16 protein-coding genes and 1 pseudogene are annotated in these 14422 nt (G+C 73.0%); 7 read left to right on the top strand and 10 right to left on the bottom strand.

What is annotated here, in order from left to right:
• Window positions 1–251: 251 nt before the first annotated feature.
• Complete coding sequence (locus IE219_RS23045) at window positions 252–689, bottom strand: MarR family transcriptional regulator (RefSeq protein ID WP_229849954.1); 438 nt, start codon at window positions 687–689, stop codon at window positions 252–254.
• A gap of 115 nt (window positions 690–804) precedes the next feature.
• On the opposite strand from IE219_RS23045, the gene IE219_RS23040 reads away from it, so the two are divergent.
• Both IE219_RS23040 and IE219_RS32305 read left to right on the top strand, forming a co-directional pair.
• Complete coding sequence (locus tag IE219_RS23040; RefSeq protein WP_189980515.1) at window positions 805–1635, top strand: alpha/beta fold hydrolase; 831 nt, start codon at window positions 805–807, stop codon at window positions 1633–1635.
• A gap of 214 nt (window positions 1636–1849) precedes the next feature.
• Window positions 1850–2053: pseudogene (locus IE219_RS32305) on the top strand (DUF6243 family protein); the annotation flags it as partial.
• A gap of 250 nt (window positions 2054–2303) precedes the next feature.
• Here the strand turns inward: IE219_RS32305 and IE219_RS23030 are convergent.
• The 6 genes from IE219_RS23030 to IE219_RS23005 all read right to left on the bottom strand — a co-directional run bounded on the left by IE219_RS23030 (window position 2304) and on the right by IE219_RS23005 (window position 6915).
• On the bottom strand, window positions 2304–3125 hold the full coding sequence (locus IE219_RS23030) for an MBL fold metallo-hydrolase (RefSeq protein WP_189980511.1): 822 nt from the start codon (window positions 3123–3125) through the stop codon (window positions 2304–2306).
• A 228-nt stretch (window positions 3126–3353) separates the two neighbouring features.
• Window positions 3354–3692: a MerR family transcriptional regulator gene (locus IE219_RS23025; RefSeq protein WP_189980509.1), complete on the bottom strand. Its 339-nt coding sequence runs from the start codon at window positions 3690–3692 to the stop codon at window positions 3354–3356.
• A 139-nt stretch (window positions 3693–3831) separates the two neighbouring features.
• Window positions 3832–4140 (bottom strand): SCO5918 family protein, encoded by a 309-nt coding sequence (locus tag IE219_RS23020; protein WP_189980507.1) that lies wholly within the window; start codon window positions 4138–4140, stop codon window positions 3832–3834.
• Between the two features lie 159 nt (window positions 4141–4299).
• The gene (locus IE219_RS23015) at window positions 4300–5592 is read right to left on the bottom strand and encodes a DEAD/DEAH box helicase (protein WP_189980506.1); all 1293 of its coding nucleotides are present in this window, start codon (window positions 5590–5592) and stop codon (window positions 4300–4302) included.
• A gap of 279 nt (window positions 5593–5871) precedes the next feature.
• Window positions 5872–6075, bottom strand: coding sequence for a cold-shock protein (locus IE219_RS23010; protein ID WP_189980504.1), 204 nt, complete (start codon window positions 6073–6075; stop codon window positions 5872–5874).
• A gap of 423 nt (window positions 6076–6498) precedes the next feature.
• Window positions 6499–6915: an arsenate reductase ArsC gene (locus IE219_RS23005; RefSeq protein ID WP_189980502.1), complete on the bottom strand. Its 417-nt coding sequence runs from the start codon at window positions 6913–6915 to the stop codon at window positions 6499–6501.
• A 98-nt stretch (window positions 6916–7013) separates the two neighbouring features.
• On the opposite strand from IE219_RS23005, the gene IE219_RS23000 reads away from it, so the two are divergent.
• Both IE219_RS23000 and arsB read left to right on the top strand, forming a co-directional pair.
• Complete coding sequence (locus tag IE219_RS23000; RefSeq protein WP_189980501.1) at window positions 7014–7319, top strand: ArsR/SmtB family transcription factor; 306 nt, start codon at window positions 7014–7016, stop codon at window positions 7317–7319.
• A complete protein-coding gene (gene arsB, locus IE219_RS22995; RefSeq protein ID WP_373298875.1) occupies window positions 7313–8401 on the top strand; it encodes an ACR3 family arsenite efflux transporter in 1089 nt (362 codons plus the stop codon). Before IE219_RS23000 ends, arsB begins: the two co-directional genes overlap by 7 nt.
• 141 nt (window positions 8402–8542) lie before the next feature.
• Here the strand turns inward: arsB and IE219_RS22990 are convergent, their stop codons facing one another.
• Together IE219_RS22990 and IE219_RS22985 are read right to left on the bottom strand one after the other, a co-directional pair.
• Window positions 8543–9043: a GNAT family N-acetyltransferase gene (locus IE219_RS22990; protein ID WP_189980497.1), complete on the bottom strand. Its 501-nt coding sequence runs from the start codon at window positions 9041–9043 to the stop codon at window positions 8543–8545.
• Complete coding sequence (locus IE219_RS22985; RefSeq protein ID WP_189980495.1) at window positions 9040–9402, bottom strand: ArsR/SmtB family transcription factor; 363 nt, start codon at window positions 9400–9402, stop codon at window positions 9040–9042. Before IE219_RS22985 ends, IE219_RS22990 begins: the two co-directional genes overlap by 4 nt.
• Before the next feature lie 155 nt (window positions 9403–9557).
• On the opposite strand from IE219_RS22985, the gene IE219_RS22980 reads away from it, so the two are divergent.
• Window positions 9558–10928, top strand: coding sequence for an NAD(P)-binding domain-containing protein (locus IE219_RS22980; protein ID WP_189980493.1), 1371 nt, complete (start codon window positions 9558–9560; stop codon window positions 10926–10928).
• Window positions 10929–11308: 380 nt separating this feature from the next.
• Here IE219_RS22980 and IE219_RS22975 read toward each other — a convergent pair whose 3' ends face one another.
• Window positions 11309–11626, bottom strand: coding sequence for a hypothetical protein (locus IE219_RS22975; protein WP_189980491.1), 318 nt, complete (start codon window positions 11624–11626; stop codon window positions 11309–11311).
• 375 nt (window positions 11627–12001) lie between these two features.
• Between IE219_RS22975 and IE219_RS22970 the strand changes: the two genes are divergently transcribed.
• Both IE219_RS22970 and IE219_RS22965 read left to right on the top strand, forming a co-directional pair.
• Window positions 12002–12400: a hypothetical protein gene (locus IE219_RS22970; protein ID WP_189980489.1), complete on the top strand. Its 399-nt coding sequence runs from the start codon at window positions 12002–12004 to the stop codon at window positions 12398–12400.
• Window positions 12401–13691: 1291 nt separating this feature from the next.
• Window positions 13692–14066 carry an STAS domain-containing protein gene (locus IE219_RS22965; protein WP_189980487.1) on the top strand — a complete coding sequence of 125 codons (375 nt, stop codon included), beginning with the start codon at window positions 13692–13694 and terminating at the stop codon, window positions 14064–14066.
• Window positions 14067–14422 lie beyond the last annotated feature (356 nt).

The raw sequence follows: 14422 nt of genomic DNA, 5'->3' as shown, positions 1-14422 counted from the left end.
AGACCGCCCAGTCCTACGAAGCAGCCGTCACTCTCGCATCACTCCTGATGTGGGCGTGACATTTGACGACAGAACCTAGGGCGAGCTGCGGTTCGGCGGCCACGCCGCCTGCGACCGCGTCCCCCTTTCGGCGCGGGTCGGGCGACCCATGTCCTTCGCCGAGCGGGGCGAACGGGGCACGGACCTGACCCCGTGGTGATGGAGGGAAGGCCGGAGGGGCGGGGAGCGCGTGCGGCCCCGCCCGTACCGCCTCAGCCCTCGACGCGGCTGAGGGCGCCCGGGTCGAGGTGGGCGGCGAGGAGGTCCAGCGCGGCTTTGACCTCGTCCAGTCGGTCCGGGTCCGCGAGGGCGCGGGCGAGGACGCCGTCGACGGTCGCGGACCGGACCTCGGCGACGCGGGGCGAGGCGTCCGGGGCGGGGCTGAGGAGGGTGCGGCGGCGGTCGGCCGGGTCGGTGCGGGCCTCGACCGCGCCCGCCTCGCGCAGCCGCGCGACGCAGCCGGAGACCTTGCTCTGGGGGAAGCCGGTCCGCGCCGCGATGTCCTTGACGGACGTGCCCGGGTGCGCCTTGACGTCGGCCGCGACGATGATCACCGACTGGGCGCTCGTCCCGTGCGCGCCGATGCCCTCGGTGGGGATGGCGGCCTCGCCGAGCTTCATGAGTGTGCGGCCCAGCAGGGCCAGGTCCATGCCGTTCACGCGACAAAGGTACATCGAATCCGATGCATCAGTATTGATGCATCGGATTCGATGGAATAGCGTGGGGTCACCCTCCACCGAGACGCCCGTGAAGGAAGGACCACCCATGACCACCGGCCTGCTCCCCGTCGACGGCGCGACCCTCTACTTCGAACGGCGCGGCTCCGGCCCGCTCCTGCTCGTCTCGCAGAGCGGCGAGGGCGACGCCCGCCGCACCGCCGACCTCGTCGACGCCCTGGCCGGCGACTTCACGGTCCTGACCTACGACCGCCGCGGCCTGTCCCGCAGCACGCTCGACGACCCCGGGCGCCCCGTCACCGTGGCCGACCACACCGACGACGCCCACCGGCTCCTGGCCCACACCGCCGACGGTCCGGCGCTCATGCTCGGATGCAGCTTCGGCGCCGTCATCGGCCTGCACCTGGCCGCCCGCCACGGCGCACGGCTCGACACCCTGATCGCCCACGAGCCCGTCGCCCCCTGGCTCCTCGAAACGGACGCGGAGGCCGACGCCCACCGTCGCGAACTGGCCGGAATCCAGGACCTGTTCGCGACCGGCGGTCTGCCCGCCGCGCTGCCGGCCATCGTCGCCTCCCTCGGCATCGACCCGGCCGCCGCCGACACCGAACCCGACCTGACCCCGCACCCGATGGACGCGCGCCGCCGAAGGAACTTCGCCCGCTTCATCTCCGACGAGTTCACGGCCCTGCGCGCCGACCCCGGCTGCCGCGACCGCCTCTCCGGCACCCCGACCCGCATCCTCCCGGCCACCGGCCGCACCACCCCGGTGACCGTCTTCGACCACCGGGCCGCCCACGGCCTGAGCGCCCTCGTCGGCCACCCGGTCGTCACCTTCCCCGGCGGCCACAACGGCAACACCACCCACCCCCGTGCCTGGGCGACCCGCCTCCGCACCCTCCTCGCCCCCGCGCGATGACCGGACCCGGCCCGCGTCGGCGCGGTACGGGCCACCGGGGCGGGCGGCGGGACCGGCCCCGCCCACCGGCGTGCGGGCCCGGCGGAACCGGGTAACGTCGTGGCCGTCTTCCAGACGCCGATTCACCGGTGGGGGCGCGACGGGCCTCCGCGTCGCCGCGCCCGTCCCCGCCGGCGCATCCGTAGATCACCTCACACCAGCACCGGGAGAACCCATGCCCGACAGCAAGAACATCGACAACCCCGTGGGCCAGGGCGGCGGCCAGCGCAAGAAGCTGTCCCGCGCCGAACGGCAGGACAACGGGCCGCACCGCAACCTCGACCGCCGGGGCGCCGCCGACCGGAAGGCGGAACTGGTGCGCAGGATGCGCGAGAAGACCCGGGCGGCGGAGGACACCGCCCAGCCGGACGCCCGCACCGGCGGCCGTACCGCCGACGCCGGAACCGACGCCGCCGCCGACACCGATGCCGGAACCGCCGCCGACACCGGTGCCGGAACCGCCGCCGGAACCCCGGAAAGCTGACGCGACCGCGCGGGACCGTCCCCCTCGCGGTCGGCGACGCCGTCGAGGCGACGGCTGCCGGCAGGGACCTCCCGGGACGGAGGCGGACCTCCGGTCAAGGTGTCCACGTGCGCCCGTTTCCCCGGGTGAGGCGCCGGACCTCCGGTCAAGGTGTCCGCTCGTGCCCGTTTCCCCGGGTGAGGCGCCGGACCTGTCCTTCGTGGATGCCGCTCGTCCACTCCCAGCCGGGCCGGGGCGAGACGACCCGCGGGTCGCGGGAGGCGCGGGTGTCGCGCAGGTCCTCCACGTACGCCCGGTCCAGTCCGATCCTCGCGCGCACCTCCCCGTCCCCGGCGACGGACCCGTGCCCGGGGACGAGGACGTCGACGTCGTCCGCCACGCCCTCCAGCAGCCCCAGCCCGGCGAGGTAGTCCTCGACCGGGTCGTCGGTGTCGCCGAGCATGGGGACGAAGACGTCGGAGAGCATGTCGCCGGCGATGAGGACCCGGCTCTCCGCGACCAGCAGCGCCGCGTGGCCCGGGGCGTGTGCCGCGTGCTCGACGATCCGCACCTCGGGCCCGTCCCAGGGGAGCCGCGCGGTTCCGGCGGGCAGGCCGGTGACGAGGCCGTACGAGGCCAGCGGCGTGTCCTCGGCGATCTCCGGCGGCAGCCCCTCGGTGACGCCGGTCCTCCAGTCCGCGTGCGACAGCACGTCCCGCATGAAGTCCGCGCAGCGTGCCGTGCCGTAGCGGGGCGCCTCGCCGAGTGCGGGGTGCCAGAGGACGTGGTCCCAGTCGGGATGCGTCGAGAAGCCCGCCACCACGGGCAGGCCCAGCTCGCGGAGGTCGTCCGCCAGGCAGGTCATCTCGGTGCCGGTGATCCCGGCGTCCACGAGGAGCACGCCGTCCCCGCCCCGCACGACGACGGTGTTGTTCCGGAGCAACTCGCTCCGGTGGATCAGCACGCCCTCGGCGATCTGCTCCAGCATGGGCACCTCCCGTTCGAAGACCGCGACCGCGGCCGTTTCCCGCCCGGCACCGGTCCGCCGCGCCTGAACCTAAGTCAGATGACGTCCCCAGGAGGGCACTTCGAGCGGGAAGGGACTCGCCGACCCGGGGCTTCACACGAGCGGGCGACGGGACGCGGACCCGCGCCGGAGACCCGGGAGCCACCCGCTGTCCACCGCTCCTGCCGGCACGTCGTGGCGCGGGCCGGTTCAGTCGGTCGCGGGAGACTCGGGTTCGCCCGACGCGCGGCGGTACTCGGCGTTGATGCGCTGGGCTTCCTCGAGCTGGTCCTCAAGGGCGATGATGCGGCAGGCCGCCTCGATGGGGGTGCCCTGGTCGACGAGTTCGCGGGCTCGGGCGGCGATGCGCAGTTGGTAGCGGGAGTAGCGGCGGTGGCCGCCGTCGGAGCGGAGCGGGGTGATCAGCCGGGCTTCCCCCAGGGCGCGGAGGAAACCGGGCGTCGTACCGATCATCTCGGCGGCCCGGCCCATCGTGTAGGCGGGGTAGTCGTCGTCGTCGAGACGGCCGAGCGGATCGTCTGCTGTCATTCTCACCTCTCCGGCGGACCTTCCGGTGCGCGGCCGGTGGCCCGGCTCGTTCACCGAGGGTAACGCCGCGGTCCGCGGTGCCGTTACCGGCACCGCGGACGGACCGGTGGACGGGCGGTGCTCCCGTCCCGCCGGCCCGTCAGGCCGCCGGGGGTGTGCCCAGGAGGTGCGACGCCCGCCGGACCGGGTCGGTGACGGCCGGGGCGGAGGCGGCCGGACGCGTGCCGCACGTGAAGCCGAGCCTGGTCATGGCCCGGAGGACCTCGCCGACGCCGAAGTCGCGGCGGTCCTGGCGCGTGACGACCGCGCCGACCTGCTTGGCCGGGTAGTCACGGTGTCCGATGGTCACGAACGGGCCGGAGACGGGTTCGGGCACGACGCTCTCCATCGCCTCCAGGACCCCCCTCTCCGTCAGCTCGAACGGGAATCGGGCGATCACACAGCGCATGGGACCTCACAGGGGAAGGGAAGGGGCGCTCCGGGCGGGTTCTCCCGGTGCGGGCGGGGCGGGGTTCGGGTCGGTGCGGGTGTCACGAGCGGCTTCTGGCGGGGAAGGGAGGACGTGCGGGGTGGCGCGGGGTCCGTCGGCCGCCGTTCCGGACGGCGGCTACGCCCCGGGGACGGGGACGCCCGAGGGGGTCCGCGCGCCCGTGATGCGGCGCAGTTCCGCCTCCCCGGGACGGATCCGGGTGACGAGGGGCTCGACGCCCGCCGCCGACATGAGACGGGCGGTGGCGCGGCGTTGCTTCGGTGTGACCAGGGTGACGACGCTGCCGGGGTTTCCGGCCCTGGCGGTGCGGCCGCTCCGGTGCAGGTAGTCCTTGGGGTCGGCGGGCGGGTCGACGTTGACGACGAGGTCGAGTCCGTCGACGTGGATGCCGCGGGCGGCGACGCTCGTGGCGACGAGCACCGGCACCTGCCCGCTCCTGAACCGCGCGAGCGCACGGGAGCGCTGGGGCTGGGACTTGCCGCCGTGCAGGGCCGCGGCGAGCACCCCGCGGGCCAGCAGGTCCCCGGTCAGCCGGTCGACGGCGTGCTGGGTCTCGAGAAACATGATCACGAGCCCCGTACGGGCGGCGATCTCGGCGGTCGCGGCCTGTTTGTCGTCGGGGTGGACGTGCAGGACGTGGTGCTCCATCGTGGTGACCGCCCCGGCGGCGGGGTCCACGGAGTGGACGACGGGGTCCGACAGGTAGCGGTCGACGAGCCTGTCGACGCTGCGGTCCAGGGTGGCGGAGAAGAGCAGCCGCTGACCCCCGGCGGGCACCTGGTCGAGGAGTTCGGCGATCTGGGGGGCGAAGCCCATGTCGGTCATCTGGTCCGCCTCGTCCAGAACGGTGACGGCCACCCGGTCCAGGCGGCAGTCGCCCCGGACGACGAGGTCCCTGAGCCGGCCCGGCGTGGCGACGACGATCTCGGCGCCCTTCCGGAGGACGTAGGTCTGCCTGCTGAGGGGCGTTCCGCCGACGACCGTGGCCAGCCTCGACCCGACGGCGCGGGCGTACGGAGCGAGTGCCTCGGCCACCTGCTGCGCCAGCTCGCGGGTGGGGACGAGGACGAGGGCGAGGGGCCGCCGGGGCGCGGCCCGGGTGCCGGCCGTACGGGTCACCAGGGCGAGCCCGAAGGCCAGTGTCTTGCCGGAGCCGGTGCGTCCGCGCCCCAGGACGTCCCGGCCCGCGAGCGCGCTCGGCAGGGTCGCGCCCTGGATGGGGAACGGCACGGTGACGCCCTCGGCGGTGAGCGCGGCGAGCAGCCGGTCCGGCAGACCGAGTTCGGCGAACGATCCGACCGCCGGCAGGGCGGGAACGGCCGGAGCGGAGCGGGAGGCCCCGTGCCGGCCGGAGGCGGAGTCTTCGCCGTCCGGGGCCGAGGGGCGGCGGGTCTGGTGCGTGCTGTTCATGCGGGACCTTCCTCGGTGCGAGGCGCATCAAGGAATTTCCGCGGTGAAGGAGCGGAACGGAAGATTTCCCGACGGTCTCGAATGGGGCATGAAAGCTGAACCGCCGGAGAACGGGCCGGAAAGAGGCCGGAAAAGTGTGAGCGGCGGAGGGGCGGCACGGAGGCGGTGACCGGGCCGACGGCCGCGGCGGCCCCTGGGCGGAACCGCTCGGTGGGGCTTACGCAGCAGGGGCCCGCACCCCGAAGGATGCGGGCCCCTGCTGCGGCATGTGCGCCAGGATCAGGCGGCGACGATGTTCTCGGCCGTCGGGCCCTTCTGGCCCTGCGCGATGTCGAAGCTGACCTTCTGGCCTTCCTGCAGCTCACGGAAGCCCTGGGAGGCGATGTTCGAGTAGTGGGCGAACACGTCGGGGCCGCCACCGTCCTGCTCGATGAAGCCGAAGCCCTTTTCCGCGTTGAACCACTTCACGGTGCCCGTGCTCATGACGTTTCTCCTTCTGGGGATCATCGGTGTCCGCACCGCGCGGAAACCATGTCGCCGTGATGATTGCCCCACCGGAGAATCCGGAGATGGAAAAAGTGCTCCCGCTGCCTTGGGGGCCGCCTGGGGCACTTGAAGTCTTGGGAACCACAACTGCAACTGAAATCGACAGTAGCACGGCCTCGGCCGAGGGGCCGGAGAAATATCTCCGCTCTTTTTGTGCGGCATTAATTCTCCCCGCGCAGCCTGTCGAATTCTCATGCCGCGCGACCAGATATCGGCCCGGCGTCCGAGCTCCGTCCACCACTCCCTGCCCGCGGGCGGGGCGGGTCTCGAACCTTCCCGCGCCTGCTCCGGGTGCGCCCACGCCCCTGAGGGGGCCACCCGAGGAGGGTTACGGCTCCGGGAGAAGCCGCCCGCGGAGGGTTACGCCTGCCGCCCCGCGTCGATCTCGGCGATCAGGGCCTCGACGCGGAGCCTGATCTCGTCCCGGATGGGGCGGACGGCTTCGACGCCCTTGCCCGCCGGGTCCTCCAGGGCCCAGTCGAGGTAGTTCTTGCCGGGGAAGACCGGGCAGGCGTCGCCGCAGCCCATGGTGATGACGTAGTCCGACGCCCGGACGGCCTCGGTGGTGAGCGCCGTGGGCGTCCGGCCGGTGATGTCGATGCCCGCTTCGGCCATGGCCTCGACGGCGGAGGGGTTGATCCGGTCGCCCGGGACCGAACCGGCGGAGCGGACCTCGACGCGGTCCCCGGCGAGGTGGCGCAGGAATCCGGCGGCCATCTGGGAGCGGCCGGCGTTGTGGACGCAGACGAAGAGCACGGAGGCGAGCGGAGCGTTCATCGGGTTCTTCCTGGGCGGCGGGGACGGGGCCGTACCGCACCCCGGGACGTATCGGTCGCGGGTGGTGCCGGTGCCGGGTGACGTGAAAGTATCAGCCCATGATGACGTCAGTCGACACTGATCTGATTCGGGTGCTGGCCGATCCGCTCAGGCTCCGGATCGTGACCCTGCTCGCCCGCGAGACCCTGTGCACGACGCACCTGGTGGAGGAGACGGGGGCCCGGCAGACCAACCTCTCCAACCACCTCAGGGTCCTGCGCGAGGCGGGGGTCGTGGAGACCGAGCCCTGCGGCCGGTTCACGTACTACCGGCTGAGGCCCGAGGTCCTCGAAGCGCTGGCCGGCCGGTTCGCCGGTCTCGCCGCCGAGGCGCGCGCCCACGCCGGTTCCAAGAGGTCCTGTTGAGCCCCGCCGCCCCCGCGACCGCCGCCGGGGAGACCTCGGCCGTCGCGAAGCTGTCGACGCTCGACCGCTTCCTCGCCGTCTGGATCCTTCTCGCCATGGGTCTCGGCCTCGGCCTGGGGCGGCTGGTCCCCGGCCTGGACGACGCCCTCGCGAAGGTCGAGATCGGCGGCGTCTCGCTCCCGATCGCCGTCGGCCTGCTGATCATGATGTATCCGGTCCTCGCCAAGGTCCGCTACGACCGGCTCGACGCCGTCACCGGCGACAAGAAGCTCATGGTGTCGTCGTTGGTGATCAACTGGGTCGTCGGCCCGGCGGTCATGTTCGCCCTGGCGTGGACCTTCCTGCCGGACCTGCCCGAGTACCGCACCGGCCTGATCATCGTCGGCCTCGCCCGCTGCATCGCCATGGTCGTCATCTGGAACGACCTCGCCTGCGGCGACCGCGAAGCCGCGGCCGTCCTCGTCGCCCTCAACAGCGTCTTCCAGGTGCTCGCCTTCGGCCTGCTGGGCTGGTTCTACCTCGACGTCCTTCCCGGCCTGCTCGGCCTCGGGGACGGGGAGGCCCTCGACATCTCCATGGGGGAGATCGCGCTCAACGCCGTCGTCTTCCTCGGCGTCCCGCTGCTCGCCGGATTCCTCACCCGGCGCGTCGGCGAGCGGCGGACGGGCCGGGAGGCGTACGAGCGGACGTTCCTGCCGAAGATCGGCCCCTGGGCCCTCTACGGCCTGCTGTTCACGATCGTCGTCCTCTTCGCGCTCCAGGGGAGGACGATCACCTCGCGGCCCCTCGACGTCGCCCGCATCGCGCTCCCCCTCCTCGTCTACTTCGCGGTCATGTGGTTCGGAACCTTCGCGCTGGGCAAGGCGATCGGCCTGCGCTACGACCGCACCGCCACGCTCGCCTTCACCGCCGCGGGCAACAACTTCGAGCTCGCCATCGCCGTCGCCATCGCCACCTTCGGCGTCACCAGCGGCCAGGCGCTCTCCGGTGTCGTCGGCCCGCTCATCGAGGTCCCCGTCCTCGTCGCCCTGGTCCACGTGTCGCTGGCCTGGCGCGGGAGGTTCGCCGCCGCGCGGCGGTAGGGACGACGGCGTCGACCACCGGCGCCCCGCCCGGGACTCCCTCCGCCTCTTTCCCCCCGCCGCGCACTCCTCCCTCCCCGGCCGCCCGGTCGGCGCCGGGGCCGTCCCCCCGCCGAAGGGATTCGCCGGGTGCGGGGGGCGTCAGGAGACGGTGGGGCTGCGCCGCTCGACGAGCGTCACGTCCCGCCACGTGCCGTGGTGGCGGCCGACGCGTTCGCGGGTGCCGACGACCCGGAAGCCGGCTCGGGCGTGGACGGCGAGGCTCGCGGTGTTCTCGGGGAAGATGCCGGACTGGACGGTCCAGATCCCGGCGGCCTCGGTGGAGGCGATGAGCGCGTGGAGGAGGGCGGAGGCGACACCTCGGCCACGGGCGTCGGGACGGACGTAGACGGAGTGCTCGACCACGCCCGCGTACGCGCACCGGTCGGACACCTTCGTCGCGGCGATCCAGCCCAGGACCCGGCCCGAGCCGTCGAGGGCGGCGAAGCGGTGCTCGGGGAGCCTGGCCGCGTCGAACCGCTCCCAGGTGGGGGCGGTGGTCTCGAAGGTGGCGTTCCCCTCGTCGATCCCCGCCCGGTAGATCGCGATCACCTCGTCGGCGTGCGCCCCGGTCAGGGGCACCACCCGGACGGAGCCGGTCATACGGCCGCCGCCCTGGTCAGCAACTGCCCCATCGCGGCGAGGACGGCGGGCTCGACCCGGTAGTAGACCCAGGTGCCGCGCCGCTCGGAGGAGAGCAGCCCGGCCTCCTTCAGCTTCTTCAGGTGGTGCGAGACGGTCGGCTGGGAGACGCCCACGTCGGAGATGTCGCAGACGCACGCCTCGCCGCCCTCGTGCGAGGCCACCGCCGAGAACAGGCGCAGGCGCACCGGGTCGCCGAGCGCCTTGAACATCTTCGCCGTCCGCTCCGCCTCCTCGGCCGTCAGCGGACGTTCCGCCAGCGGCGGACAGCACGGCTCGACCTCGTTCCGGAGCGGCGGCGACACCTTCGCATTCGACATGTGTCTATGTTGACACATGTCGAACCAGCCCCCCCTGGGCGCCTCGCGGATCGCCAGCCTGATTAGAAGAATGTCTATGTTGACGCCTGTCGATACCGGGTGCCATGCTGAGGGCGCGAGAGATCGATGAACGTCGAAACAGGAGAGGGTCCGTCATGAACGCCACCGACACCGACACCGCCACCGAGCGGCTGCCCGTCGTGGTCATCGGAGCCGGCCCGGCCGGCCTGGCCGCCGCCGCCCACCTCGTCGACCGGGGCCTTCGGCCGCTGGTCCTGGAAGCGGGTGCCGAGGCGGGCGCGGCGGTGCGCGCGTGGGCGCACGTGCGGCTGTTCTCCACCTGGGGCGAGGTCACCGACCCGGCCGCCGAGAAGCTCCTTGCCCCCACCGGCTGGGTGAAGCCCGACCCGACGACGTATCCGACGGGCGGGGACTGGGCGGAGCAGTACCTCCAGCCGCTGGCCGAGGCCCTGGGGGCGGCGGTCCGCTTCGGGGCGCGGGTCACCGGCGTCTCCCGCTCGGGCCGCGACCGGACCGTCGACGCCGACCGCGAGGCCCGGCCGTTCACCGTCCACGTCACCCACGCCGACGGTCACGAGGAGCGGCTGCTCGCCCGCGCGGTGATCGACGCCTCCGGCACCTGGGCCACCCCGGGCCCGGCCGGCGCCTCCGGCCTGCCCGCCCTCGGCGAGAAGGCCGCCGCGGACCGGATCTCGTACCGCGTCCCCGACCTCACCGACCCGGCCGTCCGCGCCCGTTACGCGGGCAGGCGCACCGCCGTCATCGGCTCCGGCGCCTCCGCGTTCACCGCCCTCGCCTCGCTCGCCGACCTGGCCAAGTCCGAGGACGGCGAGGGAACGAAGGCGGTGTGGATCCTGCGCCGCGGCATCTCCGGCTCCACCTTCGGCGGCGGCACCGCCGACCAGCTCCCCGCCCGCGGCGCCCTCGGACTCGCCGCCAAGGCCGCCGTCGCCGCCGGCCACGCCGACGCCGTCACCGGCTTCCGTACGGAGGCGATCGAGCGCGAGGGCGAGCGCCTCGTCCTCGTGGCCGAGGACGGCCGCCGCCTCGACCCGGTCGACGAGATCATCGTCCTCACCGGCTTCCGCCCCGACCTGTCCTTCCTCTCCGAGCTCCGCCTCGGCCTCGACGAACGCCTCCAGGCCCCCCTCGCCCTCGCCCCGCTCATCGACCCCAACCAGCACTCCTGCGGCACCGTCTACCCCCACGGCGCCAAGGAGCTCTCCCATCCGGAACGGGACGTCTACCTGGTCGGCATGAAGTCCTACGGCCGCGCCCCGACCTTCCTCGCCCTCACCGGCTACGAACAGGTCCGCTCCGTGGCCGCCGCCCTGGCCGGCGACCACGAGGCCGCCGAACGCGTCGAACTCACCCTGCCCGAAACCGGGGTATGCGGCGGCAGCGGCCTCTTCGACCAGCCCCAGAACACCGAGGCCACCGACGCCGGTTGCTGTACCCCGTCCCCGGCACCGATCCAGCTCGGCACCACGATCTTGGCGCCATAGCCATGAGGCAATGACAAAGGCCCAGGTCACTGACCTGGGCCTTCTCCTACGAGCGGATGGCGGGAACCGAACCCGCGCTACAGGGCTTGGGAATCACCCGGTACTTCGGCTCGCATATATCGCCTGACCTGCTTGGACTTGCTTGAACGTGCTTGGGGCGGCCGTGCCGCCGGGCCTTCCAGCGTCGTCGGGCCCAGTCCCCGGTTTCGCCGATGGCGGTGAAGAGGGCGGCGGCCGCGGCACTCGGCGCCAGGCCGGCCGGGTGTCCCGTCGCGTGTCCCAAGAGCCGGAGCGCGAGGGTGAGCACGGCCCACCAGGCGGCGATCGATACGGCCTCACGTCGCGCGCGGCTGGTCCGAGGTGCGGTGGCGGACATGACGTCAAGATCCCTCGTGCGGGGTCGCGACCGGGCGGTGCCGATGCGTACGGGTGGTGAGACCCAGAGCCAGGAAGCCGGCGACGGCGAGCAGACCGCCGGCCGCCGTGCAGGCGAGCGTGAGGTCGGGTGAGGCGCCGGTCATGCGGGGCAGCGCGTTGAAGGGCGCGGTGGCGTAGATCAGGAGGAGGGCACGCCCGCGCGGTCGGACAGGAGCCAGTCGGTGGCGCAGCCGTTCGGGGACTCGGTTCGTGGCCATGGCCACGCCGGCCGGCAGTACCGTGAGGGAGAAGAGCGCGAGGCCGGTCCACTGCCATGTCATGGGGCTGACTCCTGGGGTGCGGGCACAGCGTGGACGACAGCGCGGCTGTCCCGAGATCGCTGACGCCGTAGAGCGGACTCCGGCGCGAGGGTGACCCTAGCGAGGTCGCAGAGAGCCGCATCAGGGGCCGGGCCGTCTGTCTGCACGCGCCCATGCTGCCGGAACCCGGCAATGTTTTCCCCGGTGCGGGATGGCACGCTCGGTTCTGCGCCGAGGCGAGACCGCGGACGAGCCGGGCGGCTCTGTCTTCTCGTTCGCCGCCCCCATGGCACCCGTGCCGACCGCGACGTCGGGGCCCTGCCCGGGGACAAGGCGACCAGGCACTCCCCCGTGGTCCTGCGACTCGGAGCCGACCGCGATCAACGGAGGAGGGGCATGGACTGGCTGTGGGACAGGTTCGGCGATATCGGCCTGTTGCTCTTCGGGCCACTGGTGGCCTGGACGGCCTGGGGGTGGCGGCGCCGCCTCGATCGGGCTCCCGCGTGGGTGGCCCGTGGCCCGCGATGGGCCGTGCGCTGCTGGGTGGCGGGTTTCGTGCTCCTGGGGATCGGCATGGGCGGCAGCGGTGTGTACGGCCTGACGGGACTGCCGGAGCCCTGGGCGGTCCGCTTCTTCCGCGCCGCCGGCCCGATGCTCTACCTCGTCGTCTTCTGGTGCCTTCCCCATGGAGCGAGACGGGGCGGGGACAGGCGGTGGCCGGTTTCCGGCACGGCCGAAGGGACCGCGCAAAGGAACCGGGACGATGGCGGGTCGCCCAAGGGCCGCGTGACGTGAGGCGGGAGGGGTGCTCGCGGGGTGCCGGGCGGTGCACCGCTGCCCCTCGCCGACCGGCCGTCACCCCCCCGTGCGGCCGTCGTCGTGCCCCTCGCGCGCCAACACACGCAGCACCGGCAGAGGTGCGCACCGCAACCGCTGCGAACGCGTCCGTCCGTCCCCACCGTCGGCGAGGAACGCCGCCCCTGCGACGGAACCGGCCATCACCAGCACCTCCCCGCCGGTGGCGTCGCAAGGCTCCACGACCAGCGCCGCCCAGCGGCAGGCCGGCCAGGACGAAGGAGAACCGGCCCCGGCGGAACGTCCGCGCGGCGGGCAGCGGTTGTACGACCGGCCCGGCCGCTTCCGGGGCCAGCGCCCGCCGACGTCCGGCGGGCAACGGCACGGGAGGTCTACTCACCCGCGCATGATGATCACGCGCGATGTACCGGACGGCTGACGGGACGACAGCAGGCCGGACACGAGCCGGGACGTCCGGCCCGCTGCCGCTTTCTCAGCCGGCCGACGCCTTGAGACGCGGGGCAGCACACCGCACTCCACCGGCCGGGGACATCCGCGGGCGCCCCGCGAGAGACACCGCTCGGCCTTTCGCGACCTGACGAAACGACTTCTTACGGCGCCTGTATGGCACGCCAGCCCCAAGAGGTCTAGACAACAACGAAGCCCCAGGTCTCCGACCTGGGGCTTCGCACAAGAGCGGATGACGGGAATCGAACCCGCGCTATAAGCTTGGGAATCACCCGGTACTTGAGTAGGTGCGTAGCCTCTGACCTGCGAGAATGTCTACTGACGGCTCCGCGTCGACTGCCTCCGGCGAACCTCTGGTGACCGCTGTTCACCGCCCCTACTGGCACGTTGTGGCACGCACTCCTGGACTCATCGACGGGGGGTGCCCGCCGTCCGGGTCCTTCTGCCGGGCACCGCTGGGCGCGAGTTCGGGAACGAAGCGGGTCAGTCTTCGGGCGGTTCTTCCAGTGCTTCCCGTTCATGCCGCCCCCTGGTGACCGCTGTTCACCCCCTTGAAGGGCACGGATGGGGCACGTGACAGGTCTCCTGTCGAAGTCCACGGGGATCGAAGTCTCCGGTCGGCAGGACGCCCGGGGGGACGCTCTCCCTCGCAGCCGGTCCCACGCGGCGCGCGGTCCCGGAGGACGGTGGTCGCGTCGTAGGTGTCCGTCTGCCTCGTTCGGGTGGAATCTTTCCCCCTTGTCGGGGATCGGTGCTGGTCACATGGGGTGAAAGGGGCGCGTGGCTCGTTCCCCGGCCCCGGGCGGGAGGCGTTGATGGGGACGTGAGTACTTCAAGCGCCGTCCCGATACTGTCCGCCGCTCTCGCCACCCCCGCTCCTCCCGTCGTGCACGACTCGGGCGCGGACACCGCGCCCGGCGTCATAGTCGTCGACTCCTGCACGACCCTCGGCACCACCCTGGTCGTCCGCCTCGCCGGAGAGATCGACCACTTCAGCGCCGCCCCGCTGCGGGCGCTGCTGGCCTCAGCAGCCGCCGACGGCTGCACCGGCCTCGTCCTGGACACCTCCCGGGTCACCTTCTGCGACTCCGGCTTCCTGGCCGTCCTCGACTGGTGGCCCCAGCAGGGACGCCGCCTCAGACTCGCGAACCGCTCCCGGGCCGTTCAGCACCTTCTGGACGCCGCTGCACCAGCATGACGACAGCGGGCCCGTGCCGACTCCCTGACGGCGGCAGGTCGGTCATGACGTTCCTGCTCCTCACCCGCGTCCCTCTGCTCGCAGCGGTTCTCCTTGCGCATGGGGAGCCGCGCGAACCGGGGCATCGCCGTCCCGCCCCACCTCCGCGACCCGCACCTCGCAGGACTCTGATCCACTGCCGCCTGGCGCCCCCGCTCCTCTGCGCCATGCGATAGACGACGGAAGGGGTGGGGGCCCGCGGCGGCGCGCGGGCCCCACGACGGATCTCCGGGCTGCCGCTGACCGGCGTTGCGAGGGACGACGGGCGCCGACGTACCGGCCGGTGCCCCGTCCGAGACCTCGGGTGGGCGGTCCCG

The sequence above is a fragment of the Streptomyces termitum genome (assembly GCF_014650175.1).
In the GTDB taxonomy this organism is placed as follows: Bacteria; Actinomycetota; Actinomycetes; order Streptomycetales; family Streptomycetaceae; genus Streptomyces; species Streptomyces termitum.
Note: the sequence above shows the minus strand (reverse complement) of the source record. Positions and strands in the feature narration are given on the sequence as shown.

Coding starts and splice junctions, on each gene's coding strand:
- IE219_RS23045 (WP_229849954.1), bottom strand. CDS start 689: ATGGACCTGGCCCTGCTGGGCCGCACACTCATGAAGCTCGGCGAGGCC.
- IE219_RS23040 (WP_189980515.1), top strand. CDS start 805: ATGACCACCGGCCTGCTCCCCGTCGACGGCGCGACCCTCTACTTCGAA.
- IE219_RS23030 (WP_189980511.1), bottom strand. CDS start 3,125: ATGCTGGAGCAGATCGCCGAGGGCGTGCTGATCCACCGGAGCGAGTTG.
- IE219_RS23025 (WP_189980509.1), bottom strand. CDS start 3,692: ATGACAGCAGACGATCCGCTCGGCCGTCTCGACGACGACGACTACCCC.
- IE219_RS23020 (WP_189980507.1), bottom strand. CDS start 4,140: ATGCGCTGTGTGATCGCCCGATTCCCGTTCGAGCTGACGGAGAGGGGG.
- IE219_RS23015 (WP_189980506.1), bottom strand. CDS start 5,592: ATGAACAGCACGCACCAGACCCGCCGCCCCTCGGCCCCGGACGGCGAA.
- IE219_RS23010 (WP_189980504.1), bottom strand. CDS start 6,075: ATGAGCACGGGCACCGTGAAGTGGTTCAACGCGGAAAAGGGCTTCGGC.
- IE219_RS23005 (WP_189980502.1), bottom strand. CDS start 6,915: ATGAACGCTCCGCTCGCCTCCGTGCTCTTCGTCTGCGTCCACAACGCC.
- IE219_RS23000 (WP_189980501.1), top strand. CDS start 7,014: ATGATGACGTCAGTCGACACTGATCTGATTCGGGTGCTGGCCGATCCG.
- IE219_RS22990 (WP_189980497.1), bottom strand. CDS start 9,043: ATGACCGGCTCCGTCCGGGTGGTGCCCCTGACCGGGGCGCACGCCGAC.
- IE219_RS22985 (WP_189980495.1), bottom strand. CDS start 9,402: ATGTCGAATGCGAAGGTGTCGCCGCCGCTCCGGAACGAGGTCGAGCCG.
- IE219_RS22980 (WP_189980493.1), top strand. CDS start 9,558: ATGAACGCCACCGACACCGACACCGCCACCGAGCGGCTGCCCGTCGTG.
- IE219_RS22975 (WP_189980491.1), bottom strand. CDS start 11,626: ATGACATGGCAGTGGACCGGCCTCGCGCTCTTCTCCCTCACGGTACTG.
- IE219_RS22970 (WP_189980489.1), top strand. CDS start 12,002: ATGGACTGGCTGTGGGACAGGTTCGGCGATATCGGCCTGTTGCTCTTC.